We start from the raw sequence: 24815 nt of genomic DNA, 5'->3' as shown, positions 1-24815 counted from the left end.
ATCCTGGCTTGCATGGCGCAGGCCGGAGAAAGTCCGTGCCGCGTGACGGTGAAAGCAACAGTCATCCCCTGTTTTATTAACCGATGGACCTTATAGAAACACGAAGGAGAAAACGTAAATGAAAAAATTCCTGCTTTCCCTTTGCCTGATGACCCAGGCAATGTACGCCATGGCCGATGGCCAAACCGATTGCGACGCCGCTGCCGGCAGTTATCTCACGGGCACCGTCAACGCCAAACCGACATTTGCGGATGGCAAGGCGCTCAAGGGCGTCAAGCTCTCGCATACGCATATCAGCGTAAAGGCGGATACGGATGGCAGGACTTACGACGTTGCCATGGACAACGTCTACGCGAAGGATTACCAAAAGAATTCGACCTCGATTCCGAAATCGCTGGCAGCATTCAAGATAGGCGACAAGGTGGAAATGTGCGGCCAGCTGTATACCAGCGGCTATGGCATCCATTGGGTCCACGACAACTGCAACGTCACGCCGGACCAGGCGCATCCGAATGGATTCATCAAGAAGGTGCTGGCCGACGGCAGCGAAGGCGCCAACCTGGAAGCCAGCGAAACTTATTGCTATCTGTGGAACTGAGCGCCGCCGTTCCTGCTCAGTTATTCCGCTAGGTTTCCCGATGCCGTGAACCTGACTATCCGTTATTCGCTGCTGCTCGCAGTGGCCGGTGCATGCCTTGGAATGTATCTGTCGGCGACAGGGAGTTCCGGGGAAAAGCCGGGCGTGAAAACCGCAAGCCCGGCTCCTGTTTACAGTCCGTCTCCTCGCAGCGGCGAACTGATTTCGCCGTTTGCGCCAGGAACGGCATACCAGGAAAACAGCTTCGCCGCGGCCCCTCCTCCCTCTGCCGCCGTGTATGCGCGAAACGGCCGCCAGGTCGACCTGGGCGGACTTACCGCGCAGGAGTACATCGCCAAATGGAATAGCCTGGCAAGGAGCGGCGACAAAGACGCAGCCTACAATGTTTACCAGGCGGCGGCGGTTTGCGCCAGCAACGACGAGCCCGCTCCCGCATACAACAGCGCCGCCGAGCTCGGCCGCTTTCTAGATGAGCGAAAAAAATTGCTGGCACTGTGCGCGGGCGTCAATCCGGCGCAACTGCAGGAGCGCCTGTCCTTCCTGGCCTTGGCCGCGCGCGCGGGGAAAGTTGAGGCGCAAATCGATTACTTCATGGAAGGGCCATACGGCCGTGACACCGACCTGGCAAAAAGCGCGGACGATCCCGTCGTCCAGCAGTGGAAAACCGAAGCCGTCGCTGAACTGAAATCCGCCGCCGGACAGGGAGAGCCATTTGCACTGGCATTGCTGGCGCAAGTGTATGACGCCGGCGAACTGCTGCCGCGCGATGCAAAACTAGCGCTCGCCTACAAGGTCGCCGAAGCCGATGCGAGAAACAGCGCCTTGTCGGAAGACCAGCTCAGGCGCAATGCCGGCGCGCAAATGTCCGACGCGGATTTTGCCGGCGCCTTGCAGACAGGCAGGCAAATCGCGTCCGCCTGTTGCAAAAAAAATCGCCTCTCGCCGCAAGAGTAGGCCGGTCAGGCTTATTGCTCGCCGACGATTTCGATCTCGATGCGCCGGTTGGGTTGCAGGCACTGCACCAGTTGCGGCGTCAGTTTCTGGCCCGGGCATTGCACCACCGGCTTGGCTTTGCCGGCGCCATATGCCCGCACCAGGCGGCCGTCCACGCCTTTCTGTATCAAATAATCGCGGATCGTATCGGCCCTTGCCTGCGACAATGCGAGGTTTGCCTCTTCAGAGCCAATCCGGTCCGTGTGCCCGGTCACAACTACCGACGACAATTTGACGCCGTCCTGCTTGAGACGGTTTGCCAGATCGTCGAGTTTGCCGCGTCCGGCCGGATCAAGGTTGCCGAGGTCCGATTTGCCAAATGCAAACAGGCCGTCCGCACCCAGCTCCACGCGGCGCGGCAAGACTTTTTCTATTACCGGCGCATCGTTGGCTGCGGGCGGATTGATGTACTTTTCGCAGCCCGGGTCCTTCCAATGGGTAGACGTAGCCCGGTTGTCCGCGTCGAACTTCACCTTGAACTGGCAGGTAACGTACTCGTTGCCCTTGCCGGTATAAAAATTGAACGCGTAATCCCATTCGCGAACGTTGAAGATGCCTTCGCTGAAATGCGGGTTGCCGAGCTCGCGGCGCACCTGGTCTTTGTTCAGGCCCGGCGTCACGCGTTTTACATGGTCCGGGCCGACAAAATCCCCGGTCTTCAGGTAGGAACTGTCAAGCGCCGGAAAATTCACCTCGCCGGAGTCGGCCGCGGTGGCGGAAAAGCTCATGCAATACAGCATGCTGATGCATAAAGCCCGATGGAAGATACTGGAAGAATGTCGCATACATTAGTCCTGGAAAAATGTGAATCGAAAGATTTCCCTGTGCCTTGGCAGGCACAGGGATCTACTTGAATAACCGTCCACCCTGCCTGGCGTTCAATTGAGAACGCCAGACACCGCAAGCCGGGCAGCTACACCACCGGAAGTCGTGCCGGAGACGCCGCCGCTAAGGCTCCAGCGGCCGTTATCCGCAGTGCGGCGCAACGACACGCCAATCGCATTCTGGTTCTGGTAGTACCCATATCCTGCCGAGTAGGTAATCTTGCCAGCCACGTACGGTGCACTCTCCATCGACATGGCCGCCGCGACACCTGCATAAGCCTTCTTGGCAACGTCGTTGATGTTGTTCTGCAGCTGCATGGCCAGCCCGCTAGCGTATTGGTTGGCTTGCTGCAGGCCGGTATTGAGCTGGGAAACGTTGACCGCGTCCGTGGCGGCGGTGCCGGCTTCGACGTTATGAATCGCTACAGGACTGCTGCCGCCGTTGCCCATCGTGACACTGGTGTAGTTGGTAGAACCGTCAGCGTTGGTGTCGTAATGCACCCCGCCTGACTGCACCGCCTGCAATTGACGCACATTGACCGCATCCGTCGCCTGGGTTCCGCCCGCCACATTGGTGATCTGGCGTTCGTTGCCGGCGCTGCCGACCGAGACCGCGCCTTGCGTCGATGCCACCACTGTATTGGAGAACGACTCCTTGGCGCCGCCCAGGCCTGCGCGATCAGCCGTCGAACCGGCGCCGATTGCCACGCCGTTGTTCGCCGTTGCGCTCGCACCCGCCCCCATGGCGACTGAATTCGTGCCGGAGGCGGTGGTGTTTTTGCCCGAGGCAATGGCATCGGCTCCGGTCGCTCCGTCATTGTTGACATTGCCGCCGCCGCTGGAATTGACGCTGTAATACTTGGTCTGGGTAGACGCCACCACGTTGCTCAGGTTGTTGATGGCGCTGTTGGTCGCATACAGCTGGCTGCCATTGATGGCATCGGTACTGGTCGCGCTCAGCTGTCCCGCAGCAACATTCTGGATCTGCCGTTCATTTCCGACGGAACCGACACTCACCGTGCCTACCGGCGCAGCGCCGGCGAAGGAATAGGCGGTTCCGCGGATGGTGGTGCCGGCAGTCGCCACGGCTGCGGTGGTGACCGAAGCACTGCCGATCGCCACACTGTTGCCGGTGCCGGCTACCGCTCCTTGTCCCAGCGCTGTGCTGTTGGCGGCGGTTGCCTGTGCGCCCTGGCCGAGCGCGGTAGTGTTGGCCTGGCTCGCCACCGATCCTTGGCCGGCGGCGGTCGAATTTTGGCCGGTTGCCACGGCATTGGTGCCCATGCCCAGCGAATTGCTGCCGGCCGCGCCGATAGAACCGGTAAACGCCTTGCCTTCGCTGGAAGCAATCGGGAACTGGTTGGCGTTGACAACGGTGGTCAGGTTATTGATTGCAGTGCCCAGGCCGTTTGCCACCGAATAGAGCTGGGAGCCGTTGATGGCGTCGGTTGAGCTTGCCGTGACCTGCCCCGCCGCGACGTTGGTGATCTGGCGCTCCGCTCCGGCCGCCCCCACCGATACGGTGGAAGTCGGCGTAGTCCCGGCAAAGCCGCCATAGGTGGTGCCGTTGACCGTGGCGCTGGAAGTGGGATTCGCCGCCGCTGCCGCACTGCCGCTGCCCAGCACCACGGAACCGTCCAGCCCCGCGGGCACCGTCACATTGCTGCCGAACACGAAGGTATTGTTGGAAGCGATGTTATTGTTATTGCCCACGGAAAAGCTGCCGGTCCCGGTAATAATGGTCGGATCGCCGATCGCCACGCTGCTGGCGCCGCTGACGACATTGCCGGTGCCTATGCTGATGCTGTTGGCGCCGGACGCCTGCGCGCCATCGCCGATGGCAATCGATGATCCGCCCGAAGCTGCAGCCAAATTGCCGATGGCGACATCGTTCGCCGCCGAGGCAGAGGATCCGACGCCGGCCGCCAGCGCATCCACTCCGGTGGCGCCGTTGTTATCGTAGTTTCCGCCTTGGGTGCCGCCGTCGTTGACGCTGTAGTAGTGGCTTTTGTTCGCTGCAATCGCCAGGTTGGTTGCGTTCAGCTGGCTGCCGTTCACCGCATCTGTGCTGTTCGCGTTCAACTGTCCGGCCGCCACATTGGTAATGGTGCGTTCCGCACCCGTCGTGCCCACGCTCACGGTTGAGCCCGGTGTCGTGCCGGCGAAGTTGTAGGTGGTGCCGGCGATGATGGCGCTGGCCGTGCCTACTGCCGCGTCCGTCTTCGATCCCGCACCCAGCGCCACGCTGCCTGCAAAGGCTGCCTGCGTCCCAGCACCCAATGCCATCGCCTGGATGCCGTTGGACGTGGCGTTGGTGCCAAGCGCCACGCCATCGGCAAGATTCACCGTGGCGTTCTGGCCGATCGCCGTGCCGCCCGGCGCTGTCTGCTGCACGATCGCGCCATTGCCCATGCCGATGCCGTTGTCGCCGTTTACCGTGGTCTTGGGACCGATGGCGACGGACTCCGCACCAATCGCCGCCGAGTCGGTGGCGGCGGAATTAGCGTGGAAATACTTGATCGGCGTGACCGAGAACGAACTCATCGCCCCCTTCAACTGACGCAATGTCACCGCGTCCTGATCCGTCGTGCCGTCCGCCACATTGGTGATCTGGCGGAAGTCGGTGGCGTTGCCCACAGACACCGCACCGCGCAGAATGCGATCGGTGGTGTTGTACGGAATGACATTGGTACCGACGAGGATCGAACCCGAGGACGGCGCAATCGCGCGATCGGACACTGCGCCAGAACCCAGCGCCACGCCGCCCAGTATCGAGACGTTCGTGTTCAGACCAAGCGACGTGCTGTTGTCCGCCGACGCTACAGCACCCACGCCCGCCGCCAGCGCGTTGATGCCGGTAGCTCCGTTGTTGGTGTAGTTGCCGCCGTGTGTGCCGTTGTCGTTCACACTGTAGTAGTGCGTCGCGTTGGCGGTGACCGTGCTGCTGAGGTTGTCCACCGCCTGGTTGGTGGCGAACAACTGCGAGCCGTTGATCGCATCCGTGCTGCTGCCACTGATGCGGCCCGCCGCCACATTGGTGATGGTGCGCTCGGCACCCGCCGCGCCCACGCTCACCGTGCTGGTCGGTGTGGTACCGACAAAGTTGTAGGTGGTGCCGGCGATAGTCGTACTGGGCGTGCCCACTGCCACTGCCGTCGTGCTGCCTGCGCCCAACGCCACATCGCCCGCGTTCGCGCCGGCGGTAGCGCCGTTGCCGATCGACACGGCATTGGTGGTTCCCGCGGTGGACACCGGACCGATCGCTACACTGTCGGTGCCGTTCGCCGCCGAATCGGCCAAGGTGGAGTTAGCGTGGAAATACTTGATGCCGCCGCCATTGTTGATATTGGTGATCGCGGTGGTGTTGGCCGTCACCTGCGTATTGGTTGCAAACAGCTGGCTGCCATTCACCGCATCGGTGCTTGCGCCGCTCAGTTGACCTGCCGCCACGTTGGTGATCTGACGCTCGTTGCCTGCACTGCCTACCGATACCACTCCGGTCGGCGCACCGCCGGCGAAGGTATAAGCCGTGCCGCCGATTGTCGCGCCGGTGGTCGGCACCGCTGCCGCCGCCACCGTGCTGCCCTGCCCCAGCGCCACATTGCTGCCGGCGGTGCCGGCCGCAATGCTGGCGCCCTGGCCCAATACCGTCGCATTGGCGTTGCCGTTATCGGTGGCCTGGTTGCCCAGCACCGTCGATGCCGCGCCCGTCGCCGTCGCTCCGAAGCCGCCGGCGCTGGCGTTGGCGCCGCTCGATACCGGTTGCACCGCTGTCACGCTGTTGTCTGACACGAATGGACCGGTCTTGCCGCTGGTAAGAGCGTATAGCTGCGAGCCGTTGACGGCATCGGTGCTGGTGGCGTTCAACGCCGCCGGCGCCAGGTTGGTGATGGTTACCGGCGCACCCGCGCCGGCGCCGCCGGTCGCACCCAGGGTAATCTTGGTGCCGCCCACCGCATCGTACTTGACCGCGATATTGGCTGTGTTGTCGACGTTGGCGTTCAGCGCCGTCAGCGCCCCTGCGACCGTGGTCTGCGCCGTCGGCCCGGTGACTGCACCAGTAGCGCTAACACTATTGATCGGCTGGCTAAAGCCGGCGACATTGCCGGTCGCCGGATCATAGGCAGCGCCGCCGCCCAGGGTGCTCGCCGTGGTCGTGCCCAGGTTATTGACGCCGGTGACGACCGAATTCAGCTGTGAACCGTTAATCGCATCGGTGCTGGTTGCTGAAATCACGCCTGCCGCCACGTTCTGGATCTGACGCTCGGTACCTACGGCACCCACAGAAACAACGCCGTTGGTCGAAGCTGCCGCTTCTACGCCGGCGGCGGTACCGCCAAATTGCGCTGTGGTGCCTGTGTGCGGCGCCGCAGTAGTCGAATGCGAACCCAAGGCGACATCGTTAGTGTTGTTGGCTACAGCGGTATCGCCCAGCGCCACTGCACCTGCCGCCGCCGCATTGCTGGCATTGCCCAACGCTACCGAACCCTGGCCGGTTGCCGTATTGGAGTTGCCGAGCGCCACAGCGCCTTGACCGTTGGAGGTATTGTTGGCGCCCATCGCTATTGCACCGGTGCCGATGGCCGAATTCGGGTCGCCAATCGCCACTGCACCGTCGCCGCTGGCGGTATTGCCAACCCCAATCGATACCGCCTTGCCGCCGGTTGCCCTAGCCGTCTGCCCAATGGCGATCGCTCCCGCCGAATTGGCAGTCGCTCCTGTACCCTGGGCGATAGAGTTGCCGCCCGTCGCCTTGGCAGCGTTGCCCAAGGCAATGTCGTTCGCCGTCGCCGGCGTACCGCTCACGCCCGCTACCGCGTTCAAGCCTTGCGCTATCGAACTGTTGCCGTATGCGTTCGCGACCGGGCCGACGGCAATGCTGTCGGTGCCAACTGCGTTACTGTCGGCCAACGTCGAATTGGCATGGAAATACTTGATGCCGCCACCGTTGTTGATGTTGGTGATCGCCGTGCTGTTCGCCGTCACCTGCTGGTTAGTCGCAAACAGCTGGCTGCCGTTCACTGCATCCGTGCTGGCGCCGCTCAACTGACCGGCCGCCACGTTGGTGATCTGACGGTCGTTGCCTGCACTGCCTACCGATACCACTCCGGTCGGCGCACCGCCGGCGAAGGTATAAGCTGTGCCGCCGATTGTCGCGCCGGTGGTCGGCACCGCTGCCGCCGCCACCGTGCTGCCCTGTCCCAGGGCGACATTGCTGCCGGTAATGCCGGCCGCAATGCTGGCGCCCTGGCCCAATACCGTCGCATTGGCGTTGCCGTTATCGGTGGCCTGGTTGCCCAGCACCGTCGATGCCGCACCCGTCGCCGTCGCCCCGAAACCGCCGGCGCTGGCGTTGGCGCCGCTCGATACCGGCTGCACCGCCGTCACGCTGTTGTCCGAGACGAACGGGCCAGCCTTGCCGTTGGTGATGTTCGCTACATTCTGGTTGGTGCCGAACAGTTGCGAACCGTTCACTGCATCCGTGCTGGTCGCGTTCAACGCCGCCGGCGCCAGGTTGGTGATGGTTACCGGCGCACCGGCGCCCGTGCCGCCGGTCGCACCCAGGGTAATCTTGGTGCCGCCCACCGCATCGTACTTGACCGCGATATTGGCCGTGTTGTCGACATTGGTATTCAATGCCGTCAACGCTCCTGCGACCGTGGTCCGCGCCGTCGGCCCGGTGACTGCACCGGTAGCGCTAACACTATTGATCGGCTGGCTGAAGCCGGTGACATTGCCGGTCGCCGGATCATAGGCAGCCCCGCCGCCCAGGGTGCTGGCTGTGGTCGTGCCCAGGTTATTGATGCCGGTGACGACCGTATTCAACTGCGAACCGTTGATCGCGTCGGTGCTGGTGGACGAAATCACGCCTGCCGCCACGTTCTGGATCTGACGCTCGGTACCCGCCGCACCGACCGACACCACGCCATTGGCAGCATTGGCAATGCCTGCCGCCGTGCCGCCAAACTGGGCGGTGACGCCCGTGTGCGGCGCCGCCGTGGTCGAGCCGGCTCCGAGCGCCACATCATTGGCGTTGTTAGCTTTTGAATTGGCGCCGATCGCCACGCCGTTGCCCAGCACCGCATTCGCCGTATCTCCGAGTGCAATGCCGCCGGCGGCCGCAGCGGTCGACGCGTTGCCCAAGGCGATAGAACCCTGTCCAATCGCGCTGTTGCTGTTGCCGATCGCGACGGCGCCATTGGCTGCAACAGTCCCGGCCGCATTGCCTGCCGCGATGTTGTTCGCTCCCATCGTGACGGCGCCCGTACCAAAAGACACATTCGGATCGCCGATTGCCACTGCGCCATTGCCATTGGCGACCTGCCCTTCACCCAAGGCTATCGCGCCGGTGCCGCCGGTTACCTGCGAATTATGGCCGCCGGCGATGGAGCCTGTGCCGGCTGCGGCGGCGACGGTACTGCTGTCGCCAAAGGCGATGGTAGAAGCCGCTTGCGCCTTCGATGCACGACCGATCGCTATGGCGTTGGCAGCCGACGCATTGGCTCCCAAACCCATGCCGATGGAATAGATGCCCGATGCGCTTACGTCCGTACCGATGCCGACGGCCGACTCGGCCGACGCACCAGTCCCGGCAGTGCGGGCGCCCAGGTAGACTGCGTTGAGGGCCGACGCATAGGCTTGCCAGCCGACGGCCGTCCCGTGGGTTCCTCCACTCACAAGCGAGCCCGAGCCGAGAGCAACGGCATTGTTGGAGTTGACGACCTTGGTCACATAACCAATGGCGATGCTGTTGACCGAGTTCGCATCCACCGAGCTGCTGTTGGCAAAAGCAACGCTATTGGTGCTGGCACTGACCGAAAGAGATCCCATGGCAAGGGCATTGGCACCGGAAGCCGTGACATCGGTGCCAATGCCAATCGCGCCACCCGCGGTCGCACCGGTGCCGGCAGCGCTACGCGCCCCCAGATAAATGGCATTGATAGAGTTGGTATAGGCTTGGAAACCCATGGCTATGCCGTTCTGGCCGGTGGAAAGAGAGTTGTAGCCCACGGCCAGCGCGCCCAGCACGTTGGCGTGCGCAAGCGATCCCAGCGCGGTGGCTCCAGTACCGCTGGCCGCGGACTGAAAACCCATGCACGACGCGGTGCTGTTATAGACGTTGTAAGGCGCCACGGAGCAATCCACCGCTTGCGCCTGCGCCAGCGAAGCCCATCCGAGCCAGCCCGACGCCACCAGCGCGGCAAACACCGCCGGGCTCCGGCTGCGCAACAATGCGCGCCGCCCGCCTTGTCCCGGTGCGCCGCCACGAGGGCAAGCGGCAATCTCCGAAGCGACCACGAACTGGTTCCGCGCGGGACTCCAGACCTTGCTGTGAATCTTGTTCATAACATCTCCTTGGTTTAGGGAATATGGGAAATAGCAACGGGCTCGACATGCTGGCGCGCAAAAGCTCTGGGCGCGGAGATCGGTATATTGAGCACATTTTTTACAAAAACTTGTCTTGCATCGGCTTGCTTATCGTGGCGAAGCACCGACGGTTTTTTTTCGACAGCCGTCCCCTGCCTCTGCTGAAAACCAGCAGGGGCTCACGGAAAAACTGAACAATCTGTCTGAAAACGGGGCCGGCTAGCTATCGCTGCGACGATGAGATAAGCGGCTTAGAAACACGCGAGGGCGCGATTCAACCAGCGCCTGGCGGGGAGAAAAATCTGTCGTCAGAGCAGCGATTAAACGCAAAAGAATACGTTTTTTTGAAACAGTGATTAAAGAAATACATTGATCGTTCCCTCCTAGTTATCCCGATTTCGATACGTCAATCGGGTTGCAAGAATTTCACTGACGATGATGTTTTAACGCTGCCGCCGGACGAAACCGAAATGTTTTAGTTGTTGCGAATTGTTACCTTCAGTGTCTCCACCCATCATCCATAAAACGTCCATAACCCGAGAAAAATACGGAAATTCAGATGGCGTTTTAATATTTTTAACAATGCTTAACAATCTGTGTCGCAATTGCAGCCAGGAAACAACATTTGAACGAGGGCCATGCAGGATGAGCTTGATGGAAACTCTATTTTTCATCGATAGCAGCGTGGCCGTTTTTTGCAGCTGCTATCGGTTTTTCACCAGGAGGGATTAATTGAGACGTATATGACGCGTACATGACGCAAGCCGTCATCGATAGCCAGCCGCGGCTTGCAACGCATTTGGCCGAGCGATCTTTGCAAGTATCTGTTGCCGTTCTTCAAACGTTAACATGCTATACGCTACCTCTCGCACAAGCCTGTAACGAAACTGGAAATGGCCCGCTTCAGGCTTCTTCTCAATCAAGCCTGAAGCGACCAGCGTCTGGATCAATTGCTGGCATTTGCGGATACTGACCGATTCGATTTCGGCCAGGACATGCAGCCCGAACTGGAAACCTATGCATGAGGCATGGCACAGCACCTGGCGTATCTCCCCAAGCATGTCTATCCTCTCCATCAAGAGGTTGCGCAACGACTTTGGACAGGTGAAATGAACTTCAGGATTCGGATTCTGAAGCAGCTTTTCAAGGAATAGCGGAATGCCGTCTGCCATTTTAAGCAGGTGCGATTGCCATGTCGGCGAGGCTTCGAGAAACTGGGGAAACTGCAGCGCCATGCTGGTCGCCTCAGCCATGCCAAGCGGCTGCATATCCATCGAAACGCCGGGGCTCAGGGCTGGTCCTGGCATTTTGGGATGCTTCCGGCATGTCACTATCAAAAATATGCCCAAGGACCTTTCCCTCTCCCTGAGCCAGGCGATGAAATCGAGCGAAACTTTATCCGCCCATTGGATATCTTCAAACACCAGTACGGTAAGAGACCCTTTGTGATTTTTTTTCAGGCTGCCGACCAGCGAGGAAAACAGCTTTTCCCGTTCAAAGACCGGGTATCCGTGAATATTTTTTTCATGCGCATTCAGGACATTGGATAGCAGGCTTGATCCATTGTCATCTACGGAGACAGCTCCAGGAAGCACATTGGCTGATGCCGTCCCGATGCCCTCGCCGGATCCGGTGTTTTCCAAGGCTCCCCCAAGCGAGCGGACCAATGCAAGGATGGGATGCAACGGCGACAGCAGGTTTTCGATATGAAAACAAGCACAATGTGCATTGGCGAACTGTGTTCTTTTTGCAGCAAGGAATTCCTGTATCAAGCGCGACTTGCCAACTCCCGCTTCACCGCTCAGCTGCACGCATATCCCGCCGTCGACGGTGGCCTTTGTCCACGCCAGGTCCAGCGTCTCGAGTTCATTCGCGCGGCCCACGAAAGTACAGCGATGCGATGGCGCGACGTCGCGCATTGCGTTGCAGGGCTCGCGCAGCGCATGCACCTCGACTGCCTTATGCGGGGCGCCATCAAGGGACTTCATGTCAAACAGCGACGCAATTCCATGCCGGGTCTCTGCCGATGCAACCAGCGCCCCCATCGGCGCCGACTCTGCCAGGTTGCGCGCAATCGTGGTGCATTCCCCCAGTATGTCAGGCAAGGTATATCCCGGGCCTGTCATCATGATGTCGGCATGGACCGCGCTTCGGATCCCGACATGATGGAACTCTTCCGCAATGCATTGACGGATGGACAATCCGGCGGCCAGGGACCATTCGGTTATGAATTCGTTTGAAACCGGATAGCCGAAATAGGCGATGACGACAGAATTCGATTGCTGCCGGAAGGTGCCGCAATATTTCGACAACAATTCGCGCAACCGCACGATGGCCGCCGTGCTCATGCGCAGCCATGCCTCCCGGTCACAATGGACAAGGGGAAACAGCTCGAGATAGAGGGTGGAAACCAATCGATATTCTCGCCTTGTCCCGGGTGCCGGAAATTTTCCCAAGACAGGATTTGATCTTGCTGCCTGCATTGCTGCCGGCGGTTGATATGCCGGTTTGTCGAAGAGCGAGGTGATTTCTTTGGGAGGAGAAGTTCCCAGGTGCTGCTGGGTCATGCTGCAGTAAGCATCGTATATATTGCGAGCCGCAACCTGGTTGCCCATCTCAAGGTGCATGTGCATGAGGCGGGAGTGCGCCAGTTCATTCAAGAAATCTGCCGAGATGAGCTGTCGGCACCGCCGTTCCATGACATCGAATTCGCCTGCATTCGAATGCAAAACGACGGCATGCTCAAGCAGCGAAACATTTTTCTGTTCGCAGCGCGCCCGCCTGAGCTGCAGCCAGTTGGCAAGCCTCTCGCCGGCTGGAAAAATCCCGTCCAGCAACGGCCCCCTGTAAAGCGCAAGTTGCCGATCGGTTAATTTTATGCAGTCGATCTTTTCCCAATTCTCGAATTCGTCCGCGTCGATCCAAAAGCGTTCTGTTGAAAGGCGGACAATGCTGCGATCTGCGTAGAGCAGCGATTTGTCCAGTCTGGCCCGCGCAAACGCCTGCTGCAGATTGAACAACGCCCGGCGCAGATTGGCCTTGGCATCGTGCTCGCCCAACTCCGGCCACAACAAGTCGGCAAGTGATTCGCGCGTATGGGCGCGGGGTTCCAGTGCAAGATATGCCAGCAGCAAGGCAAGCTTGGTGTAGCCCAGTTTTATTTTTTGACTGGTTTCAGCGCTGTAGAATTCGAGCGTACCTAACAAATTCAAACGAGCGCTAAACATGTAGAGATTCTCCGCACAGGCGTTGCCGCGCCGGTGGAACGATTGCAGTTATTGAATACAAGTGCCTGACAGCAGCCTCTTTTAATAGCATTTTTCATGCCATGAAATCCATCGCGCGCGAAAACCATGACATCTGGCCCGCCCGGATTCCGGTGGGATCCGGCTCGGCATAAAGAGCCGAAGAGCCGCTTGCCGAGCCGTATTGCGGGCAGAGATGCCATGCCGGCGCGACGGCAGGTTCGCGCTTTCCCGTGTCAGGGATTGGAAATTTTTGCAAAAGGAATGTGCAAGATCGAACGGATTGCCTCAGCCATTTCATTGCCGGAAAGTGCCGTTTTTTGGAAATTTCTGGCGAAATTTGTCTGAGGCTTTAACTGCACGGAACAGCGGCGATTTTGCAGGCAGAAGATGGGGAGGGAAACCGGTGTGATCGCCAAGCACTATGCCGAAATCCGAAATGCTCCACTTTGCCGCATAATCTGCACGCGGAGCCGGCCCGCGCTCAAGACCCGATCTTGCTTGCCGCATTGCGTGAGGATAAGCAGCATCGGTCAGGAACGGAGCGCAATCCGGCCATGTAAAGTTTAACCACCTCAGAGGCGTCCATTGTCGAAACTGCAAAACCTACAGAGGCAGCCCGACCGTATTACCGGCATCCTGGGAACGGCAATCGTGCTCGCGTTGCTCTACTTCGGGCGCGATGTCCTCATCCCGATCACGCTCGCCATCATCCTGAGCCTGCTCATCACGCCGTTTATCCATCGCCTGCGGCAGATCGGCATAGGACCAACCGTTTCGGTCTGCGTTGCGGTCGTGATGCTGGCGCTTGCGCTGGGGGCGGTCGGACTGGCGATTGGATCGCAGGTCGTGCGGATTGGCGCAAGCCTGCCGCAATACGCCGACACGATACGCAGCAAGGTAGCCGTGCTCGATCAGCTGACCCTTGGCAAACTGGGAGAACTGAACGGAGAGGCCGGGCGCTGGATCGAGCATCTGTCCGACCGGCAGCGAGGCGCCAGTCCTGACGCGGCGGCGCCAGGCAGCAGCAAGTCGCCGATTGCCGTCGAAATACATGAGCCGCCGCAACAGCCGCTGCAATTGCTGACGCGGATCGTCTCTTCCGTATGGCCTCCGCTGGAAATGGCGGGCATTGTCTTCGTCGTGCTGATTTTTGTGCTGCTGGAACACGAGGCATTGCGCGACCGCTTTATCCGCCTGGCCGGCGGCAACGATTTGCGCGCCACGACGGTCGCGGTCAACGACGCCGGCGAGCGCCTGTCGCGCTTTTTTGTGTCGCAGTTCGCCGTCAACATCGGCGTTGGCGTGCTGGTCTGGCTGGGACTGAGCATCCTTGGCCTGTCCCAGGCGCTGCTATGGGGCGCCATGGCGGCCATCCTGCGTTTCATTCCCTATGTCGGGGTATGGATTGCCGCATTCTGCGCCACCTTGCTGGCGGCCGCCATTTCGCCGGGCTGGTCGCTGGCCGTCATGACGCTCATCCTGTTTCTTGTCATCGAGGTTGTGTTCGCCCAGGTGGTGGAACCCAAACTGTACGGCCACACGACCGGGCTGTCGCCGCTTTCGGTGGTGATCGCTGCGATCTTCTGGAGCTGGATCTGGGGGCCTGTCGGGCTGGTGCTGTCGACGCCGCTGACCTTGTGCCTGGTTGTCGCCGGCCGCTATTTCAGGACACTGAACATGTTCGAGATCTTGCTTGGCGAGATACCGGCGCTCACGCTGCCGCAGAATTTCTACCAGCGCGCACTTTCGGGCGATACCCAGGAAATCATCGCCAGCGCGCGCCGGATACTGAAAAGAAAATCGTTCGCCGCCTATTGCGACTCCGTGCTGGTGCCCGCATTGCACCTGGCGCGGGCCGACCTCGATGCGGATGCCATCAGCAAAGGCGAGCAGCTGAAGGTGGCCAGCGCTATCGCCGCCGTCATCGAAGCGCTAGGCGAAAATCCGAAATGGTGGCGGCAATATACCCGCGTCTCCATGCTGGACGACGTCAACATCGGCCATCAGCTGCGGCGCCGGCGCGAGGCGGTGATCGGCAGCACGCAAGGCTCCTTCGATGTGCCGGCCGGCACCGTCGTCCTGGGCATCGGCGCCGGTTCGCTTGGCGATGAACTGGCGGCCGAAATCCTGGTGCGGATTTTGCGCAAACAGGGCGTGGACGGCCGCCACCTGACGCTTGACGAGTTGCTGAGAGAGGCTCCTCCTCCCGGCGCCAATCCGGAGATCGTTTCGGCATTTTGCCTGGTCAGCATCGAACCCATCAAGGAACAGGCGCAGATCGAATCCGCCCTGGCTCACCTGACGACCCGCCTGCCGCACGTCAAGCAGCTGGTGCTGCTGATTGCCAACCCATTCGAACCGCCTCAACTGCAGGACAATGAAATTGAAGGCGCGCACCACGTCACGCATTCGTTTGAAGAAGCAGTCCAGGACTGCCTGGGGACGCTGCATGCCGGCGATAAGGATTAAATGTCATTAGCGGCAGCCTGGCTGGCTCGCGCTGTTTTTTGTGCAAGCGCCAGGCCTACCACATCAAGTCGTCCGGGATCTGGAAGGCCGCATACGGATCGTCTGCATCGATTTCCGCGCTGGCCTTGTTCACCCGCACGACGAGCGAGGCATCGCGTTCCGCGATCTTGTCGGCGATTATCCTCGGCACCAGTTCCCTGGCGTCGCCCTGGCAGATGATCACCAGCCGCCCGGCCACCAGGTGCGCCTGGACCGCGGCCGACACGTACAGCCGTTCGATCTTGTTGTTGTAGGTGAAATTGTAGGCGATGTCGCCGGCGCCCTTGCTTTGGCGATTCTTTTGCACCATCTGGACGATTTGCGCAGCGATCGCCTTTTCGGCGGCGGCGGCGTCGCGCTGGGCATTCAGTTCGCGGGCCCGCTCGGCATTCTTGCGTTGCGCTTCGAGTGCGGCCAGGCGTGTTTCATCGACACTGGCCGTGCCGGTCCGGCGCTCGGCCTTCTTCTGCTTGTTCTTGTCCTGGTTGACCAGTTTGACTTTATTCTTGTCGACCAGGCCGGCTTTTAAAAATTGCTCCTGCAAAGAGGCCATATGTGCTGCTCCGTAAATGAGACTGCCGGCCCGGGCAATGGCGCCGGCCGGCGGAAAGACGCTAGCATAGCAAATTTGTGAACGCTGCCAAATATACCTTGACCTTCCCACAGGGGGAACGCTGACAATGCGCTATCGAGATCAGTTTGCCGGCCACGCGCTGGAAAATTGCCGTTGCTTGACAATAAATATCGCCGCTGCTTACTATAAATAAAGCAAAAACCTGAAGACAATGAAACTCTCCCGTCCATCCCGCCTGATCGCCGCGTTCATCGTGCTGGCCAGCATGCTGTTCATGCAGCTTGCCGTGGCGGGATACGCCTGCCCGGGTTTCAGCATCGGACAGGCCGGCGAGCAGGTATCGATGCCGATGGATGGCGACCAGGCGATGGCCGGATGCGCCGGCGCCGACAAGGTCCAGCCCAGCCTCTGCCATGCAAACGACCAGGCCGGCAACCAGTCGCTGGACAAGCCGTCCATGCCGCATGTGCAGCCTTTCATGGCTGCCGCATTGACGCTGGTATTCCGGAATATCGCGCTTGTCGGCCATGCCGCCGACGCCCGGCCCAACTCCCTGCTCCTGGCGCGGACCACCGCGCCGCCGCTCTCCATACGCAACTGCTGTTTCCGCATTTGACCTCCCAGATCGCCTAGTCCGCCATCGCCGTGCCGCGTGCACGCCCGATGCTGTCTCTTGCTATCTGGAGGTTTCATGCCATCCCCTGCATTTTCTGCATTTGCCGCCCGCCATCCGGTGCGCAATGCGGTTCTTCGGTTTTCCGTAAGAACCGTTTTTGCCGCGCTGGCAGGGTCGCTTGTACTTGTCGCCAACGTCTACGCGGCCGAAGCGCCGTTGACGCTGGCCGAAGCCCAGCGCCGCGCCGTAGAGCGCTCGCGCCAACTCACCGCACAGGATTTCTCGGCTGCCGCGACGCGCGACATGGCGGTTGCCGCCGGCCAGCTGCCCGATCCGGTGTTGAAGGTCGGCATCGATAACCTGCCGGTCACCGGCCGCGACCGCGGCAGCCTCAACAACGATTTCATGACCATGCGCCGGGTCGGCGTCATGCAGGAAATCACGGGCGCCGACAAGCGCCGCCTGCGCTCCCAGCGCTTCGAGCTGGAAGCGCAAAAGACCCTGGCCGAAAAGGCCATGGCAACCGCCGCGATTGAACGCGATACCGCGCTGGCCTGGTTCGACCGCTATTACGCGGACGCGATGGCGGCGGTCGTGGCCGAGCAAGGTGAACAAGCCAGGCTCGAAATGCAATCGGCCGAAGGCGCCTACCGTGCCGGCCGCGGCAGCCAGGCGGATGTTTTTGCCGCTCAAGGCGCGCTGGCGGCATTTGACGACCGCGCCAGCGAAAGCCGGCGCCGCGTGCGCAACGCCAATACCATGCTGGCGCGCTGGATCGGCAATGCAGCCGATCTCGCCTTGGCCGAAAAACCTGCGACCGACGCGATCCGGCTGGACCCGGCGACGCTCGACAGCGCGCTTGCGCATCATCCGCAAATTGCCGTGCTGAGCAAGCAGGTCGCGGTGGCCGAGACGGACGCAAAACTGGCGAAGGCCAATGAAAAAGCCGATTGGACCGTGGAAATGGCGTTCCAGCAGCGCAGTGCGGCTTTTTCCAACATGGTGTCGGTCGGCCTGTCGATCCCGCTGCAGTGGGACCGGAAGAATCGCCAGGATCGCGAGCTCTCTTCCAAACTGGCGCTGGTGGAACAAGCCAGGGCCGAGCGCGAGGACATGTTGCGCGCCCATGTTGCGGAAACCCGCAGCATGATCGACGAATGGCAAAACGGCCGCGAGCGCTATGCCCGTTACCAGGATGAACTGATTCCGCTGGCCAATCAACGCACGCTGGCCGCGATCACGGCTTATCGCGGCGGCAAAGCGGCCCTGGCCGACGTGCTGGCAGCGCGCCGCAACGTCATCGACGTCCGCGTCCAGGCCCTGCAGCTGGCGACCGAAACCGACCGCCTGTGGGCGCAACTCAATTTCCTGTTTCCGAGCAGCGACCTGATGGCGCAGTCGGGAATGGACAAGGACTCCCAATGAATAACAAGAAACCATTCCTCGCTGCTGTTATTGTCGTTCTCCTTGCGGGAGCCGGTTATGGCCTGTATTGGGCCGGCATGAACCAGGGTAAAAAAATGGCGGCGCCCATGCCGGACGGGACGCCAGCCCCGGCAATCGGCGCGGCAAACACCGGCAGCTCCGGCAAGAAAGTGCTGTATTGGCACGATCCGATGGCGCCGGGCCAGAAGTTCGACAAGCCGGGCAAATCGCCGTTCATGGACATGCAGCTGGTCCCGGTCTATGCCGACGATGCCGGCGATGGCGGCAAGGTCGATATCAGCCCGCGCGTGCAGCAGAATCTCGGCATCCGTACTGCCGAAGTTACCAGGGGCTATCTGGCGTCGGCAGTCGCGGCGGTAGGCAGCGTGGCGTACAACGAACGCGATGCCGCCCTGGTGCAGGCGCGCAGCAATGGCTTCGTCGAGCGGCTGTATGTGCGCGCGCCGCTCGACCTGGTGCGCAAAGGACAGGCGCTGGCCGAACTGTATGTGCCGGAGTGGGTGGCGGCCCAGGAAGAGTACCTGTCGGTCCGGCGCATGCAGGGCAGCGGCATGGACAGCCTGCTTGGCGGCGCGCGCCAGCGCATGCGCCTGGCCGGCATGACGGACGACCAGGTCCGGCTGGTGGAATCGAGCGGCAAGGTGCAGGCGCGCCTGACCGTTTTCGCGCCTGTCGGCGGCGTGGTCTCGGAACTGGCCGTGCGTGAAGGCATGACCGTGATGGCAGGCGCCCCGATGTTCAAGATCAACGGCCTCGGCACGATCTGGGTCAATGCCGATGTGCCGGAAAGCCTGGCGGCGCAGGTACGTCCGGGAAACATGGTCGAAGCGCGCACGCCGGCGCTGCAGGGAACGGTATTCAAAGGCAAGGTCAGCGCGATCCTGCCGGATGTGGATCCCGCAACCCGCACCCTCAAGGCGCGCATCGAACTGGCCAATCCGGCCGGCCGGCTGGTGCCGGGCATGTTTGCGACGATTGATTTTTCGTCGGTGGCGCGCAAGGATATCTTGCTGGTGCCGACCGAAGCGGTGATCCAGACGGGAACCCGCAGTGTCGTGATGGTGGCGCAAGGCAACGGCAAGTTCATCCCGGCCGAGGTTGAAACCGGCAGCGAAAGCAACGGCCAGACCGAAATCCGCAAGGGATTGGATGCCGGACAAAAAGTGGTCGTCTCCGGCCAGTTCCTGATCGATTCGGAAGCCAGCCTGACAGGCGCCGAAACACGCATGGCGGGCATGGCGGCGCCTGCGCCCGACAAGGCTGCCGGACCGGTGCACCGCGGCGAAGGCAAGGTCGAAAGCATCACCAGGGAAGAGATCACCATCTCGCATGGGCCTATTCCCAGCCTGCAATGGGGAGCGATGACGATGGGCTTCAAGCTGCCCGCCGCCGGCTTGCCAGGCAACATTGCGGTCGGCGGCAACGTCGTCTTCGAGATCCGTCCGGTCAAGGATGGCGCGTTCGAGATCTCCACGATTGCGCCGGCGGCCGGCGCGGCGAAGGGAGCCGCGCAATGATCGCCAAGCTGATCCGCTGGTCTGTCGCCAACCGCTTCCTGGTGCTGCTGGCGACGCTGATGGCGACCTCCTGGGGCATCTGGTCGCTGGCGCGCACGCCGCTGGATGCGATACCGGATTTATCGGATGTGCAAGTCATCATCCGCACCAGCTATCCCGGCCAGGCGCCGCAGATCGTCGAAAACCAGGTCACTTATCCGCTGACCACCACCATGCTATCGGTGCCGGGGGCAAAGACGGTGCGCGGTTATTCGTTTTTCGGCGATTCCTTCGTCTACATCCTGTTTGAAGACGGCACCGATCCGTACTGGGCCCGCTCGCGGGTGCTGGAATATCTGAACCAGGTGCAGTCGCGGCTGCCTCCGCAAGCGAAAACCGCGCTCGGACCGGACGCGACCGGCGTCGGCTGGGTCTACGAATATGCGCTGGTCGACCGCAGCGGCAAGATGGATTTGTCGCAGCTGCGCGCCCTGCAGGACTGGTTTCTCAAGTATGAATTGAAAGCGGTGCCGAATGTATCGGAAGTCGCCAGCATCGGCGGCATGGTGCGGCAGTACCAGATCGTGCTCGATCCAGACAAGATGCGTGCTTACAACATCCCGCAAGGCAGGATCATCGGCGCCGTGCAGAAAGCCAACCAGGAAACCGGCGGCTCGGTGCTGGAGCTTGGCGAGGCCGAATACATGGTGCGTGCCTCCGGCTACCTGGAATCGCTCGACGATTTCCGCAAGATTCCGCTGATGACGACCGACGCCGGGGTCTCGGTGCGGCTGGGCGACGTCGCGCGCATCCAGGTCGGCCCGGAAATGCGGCGCGGCATCGCCGAATTGAATGGCGAAGGCGAAGTTGCCGGCGGCGTGATCATCATGCGGTCCGGCAAGAACGCGCTGGAGACCATCGATGCGGTGAAGGCCAAGCTGGAGAAACTGAAGGCGAGCCTGCCGCCGGGAGTAGAGATCGTCGCCACTTACGACCGTTCAAGCCTGATCAAGCGCGCCGTCGCCAACCTGAAAGAAAAGCTGGTCGAGGAATTCATCGTCGTCGCCGTGGTCTGCGCGCTCTTCCTGTTCCACGTGCGCTCGGCGCTGGTTGCCATCATCACGCTGCCGATCGGCATCCTGGTCGCCTTTATCGTCATGTACTACCAGGGAGTCAACGCCAATATCATGTCGCTGGGCGGGATTGCGATCGCCGTTGGCGCCATGGTCGACGCCGCCGTGGTGATGATCGAGAACGCCCACAAGCATATCGAAGCCTGGAACCACGCCCATCCTGGCGAAAAACTCGCAGGGGACGATCACTGGCGCGTCATCGGCGACGCCGCAGCCGAAGTGGGTCCGGCGTTGTTCTTCTCGCTGCTGATCATCGTGCTCTCGTTCATTCCGGTGTTCACGCTGGAGGCCCAGGAGGGACGCCTGTTTGCTCCCCTCGCCTTCACCAAGACCTATGCCATGGCGGCCGCCGCCGGCCTGGCGGTGACGCTGATCCCGGTCTTGATGGGTTACCTGATCCGGGGGCGGATTCCCGATGAACAGAGGAATCCGCTGAATCGTTTCCTGATCGCGCTGTACCGGCCTTTGCTCGATATCGTACTGCGCTCTCCCAAGATGACCCTGCTGGCGGCGGCGCTGGCGGCGATGCTGACGGTTTGGCCCATGGCCCGGCTTGGCGGCGAGTTCATGCCGCCGCTGGACGAAGGCGACCTGCTGTACATGCCATCGGCGCTGCCTGGTTTATCGGCGGGCAAGGTGTCGCAATTGCTGCAGCAGACCGATCGCCTGATCAAGACCGTGCCGGAGGTGGAAAGCGTGTTCGGCAAGGCCGGCCGCGCCGAAAGCGCTACCGATCCGGCGCCGCTGGAAATGTTTGAAACCATGATCCAGTTCAAGCCGCGCGGCCAATGGCGGCCCGGCATGACGCCGGACAAGCTGGTGCAAGAGCTGGATCGCATCGTCAAGGTGCCCGGGCTGTCGAACATCTGGGTGCCGCCGATACGCAACCGGATCGACATGCTTGCCACCGGCATCAAAAGCCCGGTCGGCGTCAAGGTGGCGGGTGTCAACCTGCAGGAAATCGACCGCATTACCGGCGACATAGAGCGCGCCGTCAAGCACGTTCCCGGCGTCTCGTCGGCCTTGGCCGAGCGCTTGAACGGCGGCCGCTATGTCGATGTGAATATCGACCGCGATGCGGCGGCCCGCTACGGCTTGAATATCTCCGACGTGCAAAGCGTGGTGTCGGCCGCCATCGGCGGCGACAACATTGGCGAAACCGTGGAAGGATTGCAGCGCTTCCCGATCAATGTGCGTTATCCGCGCGAAGTGCGCGACTCGGTCGAGAAGCTGCGCCGGCTGCCGGTGCTGACCGAGCGCGGCGCCCAGATCCGGCTGGGCGATGTCGCCGCGATCCGCATCAACGACGGCCCGCCGATGCTGAAGAGCGAAAACGCGCGCCTGTCGGGCTGGGTCTACGTCGATATCCGCGATCGCGACCTGAGCTCGGCCGTGCATGACATGCAGCAAGCCGTGGCGAAGGAAGTCAAATTGCCTGCGGGTTACTCGATTGCCTGGTCAGGGCAGTTCGAGTACCTGGAGCGCGCCACCGCCAAACTCAAGATCGTGGTGCCGGCCACCTTGCTGATCATCTTCGTCCTGCTTTACCTGACCTTCAAGCGTTTCGACGAGGCGGCATTGATCATGGGCACGCTGCCGTTTGCGCTGGCGGGAGGCATCTGGCTGCTGTGGCTGCTCGATTTCCACCTGTCGGTCGCCGGCGGCGTCGGTTTCATCGCGCTGGCCGGCGTATCGGCGGAGTTCGGCGTGATCATGCTGCTCTATCTCAAGCATGCCTGGGCAGAACGGCTGGCCGCCGGCAAGCACGGCGAATCCGACCTGCTCGATGCGATCCGCGAAGGCGCGGTGCTGCGGGTGCGTCCGAAGGCGATGACGGTGGCGGTGATTATCGCCGGCCTGGTGCCGATCATGCTTGGCGCCGGCACCGGATCGGAAGTCATGCAGCGCATTGCGGCGCCGATGGTAGGCGGCATGATCACTGCGCCGCTGCTGTCGATGTTTGTGGTGCCGGCGGCGTATCTGCTGCTGCGCCGGCGCCAGGTGCGCGCGGCCGGCTAGGTGCGGCCGGCTAGGCGCGGCCGGCCTGGCGTGGCCGGCGAAGGCATAGATCGCAATGGCCGTTGAAGCGCAAGGAAGCCGCAGCAAACGCGTGTGCAAGCAGGCGCGGCGCCCAACCCTCCAATGTCTGGCAGATGGATGGGCGCAATCTGTTTCAAATCATTCTCTCAACTTGAAAAGGAAACCAGCATGAAATCGATCGCAACCCTGTCCCTGCTCCTGGCACTGTCCGCATCCGGCGTGACTCTCGCGCAGTCGGGCAGCATGAAAAACATGGACATGAAGGACATGCCCATGGATACCATGAAATCCGGCGCCATGGCGAAGACAGCCACCCACACGGCTACTGGTGTGGTGAAGGCCGTCGACGCCACGAAAGGCACGGTGACGCTGGCCCACGGCCCCGTCAAAAGCCTGAACTGGCCGGCCATGACAATGACCTTCGTGGTGAAGGACAAGATGTTCTTCGACCGGCTCGCCGTCGACAAGAAGGTGTCCATCGACTTCGCCAAGCAGGACGCAGGCTATGTCGTGACCGCTGTGAAATAACGATTACGCGGATGGGCGCTTCCTGTATGCCCATGTTGTCATTCCAGACACAAGCGCACGGAAGCGTCGCATCGTGCGCATCCAAGATAGCCCTTGACATCCATAACCGTTTGGTTATGATTGATTCATGCGAGCCGCCAGTGTTCGCGGAAATGGAAATGCAGTTCAATAGAAGAGGAATCGCAGTGCACGCCGAACCGACAGCCGTTCTGAAAACCTTGTCTGATCCAACCCGGCGTGCAATTTTCGAGCGCCTGAGCATGGGTGGCGAAATGACGGTGCATGCCTTGACCGATCCGTCGGGGGTATCGCAACCCGCCATTTCGAAGCACCTCGGGGCGCTCAAGCTGGCCGGCCTGGTGCGCGGCCGGCGCGACGGGCGCGAGACGTATTACAGCGCCGAACCGAAAGCACTGGCGCCGCTGATCGACTGGATCAGTTTTTATTCGACCTTTTGGAATAACCGATTCGACCGTTTGGAAACCCTATTGAAAAGGATGGACCAATGACGCAAGCTGACGATACCAAAACCCTGATTGTGGAGCGGGACCTGCCGCACCCTGCCGAGAAGATCTGGCGCGCTTTGACGCAAGCCCCCTTGATCGAGGAATGGCTGATGAAAAACGACTTCAAGCCGGTCGTCGGCCACCGCTTCGACTTGCGCGCCGACTGGGGCGTTGTCGATTGCCAGGTGCTGGCGGTCGAGCTGAACAAGACGCTGTCTTACGCATGGGAAGCCCTGGGTCTCAAGAGCGTCGTCACCTGGACCCTCACTCCCAGCGGCGGCGGGACCCGCCTGCGCATGGAGCAGTCAGGCTTCCGGCCGGATCAGGAGCAGGCTTACCAGGGCGCCAAGTACGGATGGCAGAAGTTCTTTACGAACCTGGAGTCGGTAGTCGCCAAACTGGACTAGCGACATGGTGTCTTGCACATCCAATATATCTGGAACTTCCAGGGTGGAAACATGAAAAAACCGGACGCGAGCCAAGGTTTGTCGGCACCTGAGCTCATCTCGAAAAGAATCGCCGAACTCGGAGACTGGCGCGGGGACATCCTCGGCCGGATGCGCAAGCTGGTCAAGGAAACAGACCCGGAAGTGGTCGAGGAATGGAAGTGGATGGGCACGCCGGTCTGGTCGCACGACGGCATCATCTGCACCGGCGAATCCTACAAGGATAAAATCAAGCTTACCTTCGCCAAGGGCGCCTCCCTGGAGGATCCGGCCGGTCTCTTCAACTCCAGCCTCGACGGCAACACGCGGCGCGCGATCGACATCCTCGAAGGAGAAGAAATCGACGAGCCGGCCTTCAAGACTCTCGTCCGCCAGGCGATCGCCCTCAACAGCGCCGGCAAGTCGAAACCTTCCAAAAAAGCCAAGCCCTAAGGGATTCCTTCCCTGAACGAGCCTGGCGCCGCGGCGGCTGCCCCACTCTGCCGGCTGCG

The 24815-nt window shown here is 61.3% G+C and carries 15 protein-coding genes; 11 read left to right on the top strand and 4 right to left on the bottom strand.

The genetic code is table 11. The features are described from left to right. Positions 1 to 118 precede the first annotated feature (118 nt). Positions 119 to 598 (top strand): hypothetical protein, encoded by a 480-nt coding sequence (locus AC07RZ_RS21160; protein ID WP_494669468.1) that lies wholly within the window; start codon positions 119 to 121, stop codon positions 596 to 598. 144 nt (positions 599 to 742) lie between these two features. Then, complete coding sequence (locus AC07RZ_RS21155; protein ID WP_494669467.1) at positions 743 to 1552, top strand: hypothetical protein; 810 nt, start codon at positions 743 to 745, stop codon at positions 1550 to 1552. Between the two features lie 11 nt (positions 1553 to 1563). Here the strand turns inward: AC07RZ_RS21155 and AC07RZ_RS21150 are convergent, their stop codons facing one another. From AC07RZ_RS21150 to AC07RZ_RS21140, 3 genes are all read right to left on the bottom strand, one after another. Further along, entirely contained in the window at positions 1564 to 2319 is a 756-nt protein-coding gene (locus AC07RZ_RS21150) for an OmpA family protein (RefSeq protein ID WP_494669466.1), read from the bottom strand. A 150-nt stretch (positions 2320 to 2469) separates the two neighbouring features. After that, positions 2470 to 9762 carry an ESPR-type extended signal peptide-containing protein gene (locus AC07RZ_RS21145; RefSeq protein WP_494669465.1) on the bottom strand — a complete coding sequence of 2431 codons (7293 nt, stop codon included), beginning with the start codon at positions 9760 to 9762 and terminating at the stop codon, positions 2470 to 2472. Between the two features lie 788 nt (positions 9763 to 10550). Continuing rightward, the gene (locus AC07RZ_RS21140) at positions 10551 to 13010 is read right to left on the bottom strand and encodes an ATP-binding protein (protein WP_494669464.1); all 2460 of its coding nucleotides are present in this window, start codon (positions 13008 to 13010) and stop codon (positions 10551 to 10553) included. Between the two features lie 672 nt (positions 13011 to 13682). On the opposite strand from AC07RZ_RS21140, the gene AC07RZ_RS21135 reads away from it, so the two are divergent. Beyond that, a complete protein-coding gene (locus AC07RZ_RS21135) occupies positions 13683 to 15500 on the top strand; it encodes an AI-2E family transporter (protein WP_494669463.1) in 1818 nt (605 codons plus the stop codon). A 55-nt stretch (positions 15501 to 15555) separates the two neighbouring features. Here AC07RZ_RS21135 and AC07RZ_RS21130 read toward each other — a convergent pair whose 3' ends face one another. Beyond that, complete coding sequence (locus AC07RZ_RS21130) at positions 15556 to 16092, bottom strand: DUF2058 domain-containing protein (protein WP_144737954.1); 537 nt, start codon at positions 16090 to 16092, stop codon at positions 15556 to 15558. A 232-nt stretch (positions 16093 to 16324) separates the two neighbouring features. Here AC07RZ_RS21130 and AC07RZ_RS21125 point away from each other — a divergent pair, with 232 nt between their 5' ends. From AC07RZ_RS21125 to AC07RZ_RS21090, 8 genes are all read left to right on the top strand, one after another. Next, positions 16325 to 16729, top strand: coding sequence for a hypothetical protein (locus AC07RZ_RS21125; protein ID WP_494669462.1), 405 nt, complete (start codon positions 16325 to 16327; stop codon positions 16727 to 16729). Between the two features lie 75 nt (positions 16730 to 16804). After that, positions 16805 to 18154 carry a TolC family protein gene (locus AC07RZ_RS21120; protein WP_494669461.1) on the top strand — a complete coding sequence of 450 codons (1350 nt, stop codon included), beginning with the start codon at positions 16805 to 16807 and terminating at the stop codon, positions 18152 to 18154. Next, a complete protein-coding gene (locus AC07RZ_RS21115; protein ID WP_494669460.1) occupies positions 18151 to 19692 on the top strand; it encodes an efflux RND transporter periplasmic adaptor subunit in 1542 nt (513 codons plus the stop codon). Before AC07RZ_RS21120 ends, AC07RZ_RS21115 begins: the two co-directional genes overlap by 4 nt. Further along, positions 19689 to 22823 (top strand): efflux RND transporter permease subunit, encoded by a 3135-nt coding sequence (locus AC07RZ_RS21110; protein ID WP_494669459.1) that lies wholly within the window; start codon positions 19689 to 19691, stop codon positions 22821 to 22823. Before AC07RZ_RS21115 ends, AC07RZ_RS21110 begins: the two co-directional genes overlap by 4 nt. A gap of 189 nt (positions 22824 to 23012) precedes the next feature. Further along, complete coding sequence (locus AC07RZ_RS21105; RefSeq protein ID WP_494669458.1) at positions 23013 to 23372, top strand: copper-binding protein; 360 nt, start codon at positions 23013 to 23015, stop codon at positions 23370 to 23372. A 158-nt stretch (positions 23373 to 23530) separates the two neighbouring features. Further along, positions 23531 to 23881: an ArsR/SmtB family transcription factor gene (locus tag AC07RZ_RS21100; protein ID WP_494669457.1), complete on the top strand. Its 351-nt coding sequence runs from the start codon at positions 23531 to 23533 to the stop codon at positions 23879 to 23881. Beyond that, on the top strand, positions 23878 to 24285 hold the full coding sequence (locus AC07RZ_RS21095) for an SRPBCC family protein (RefSeq protein WP_494669456.1): 408 nt from the start codon (positions 23878 to 23880) through the stop codon (positions 24283 to 24285). The genes AC07RZ_RS21100 and AC07RZ_RS21095 overlap by 4 nt, the downstream gene beginning before the upstream one ends. Before the next feature lie 51 nt (positions 24286 to 24336). Beyond that, entirely contained in the window at positions 24337 to 24756 is a 420-nt protein-coding gene (locus AC07RZ_RS21090) for a DUF1801 domain-containing protein (protein WP_494669455.1), read from the top strand. Positions 24757 to 24815: the final 59 nt, after the last annotated feature.

Source organism: Collimonas sp. GW821-FHT07E08 (assembly GCF_059418905.1).
This window is presented reverse-complemented; position numbering and strand designations above follow the sequence as displayed.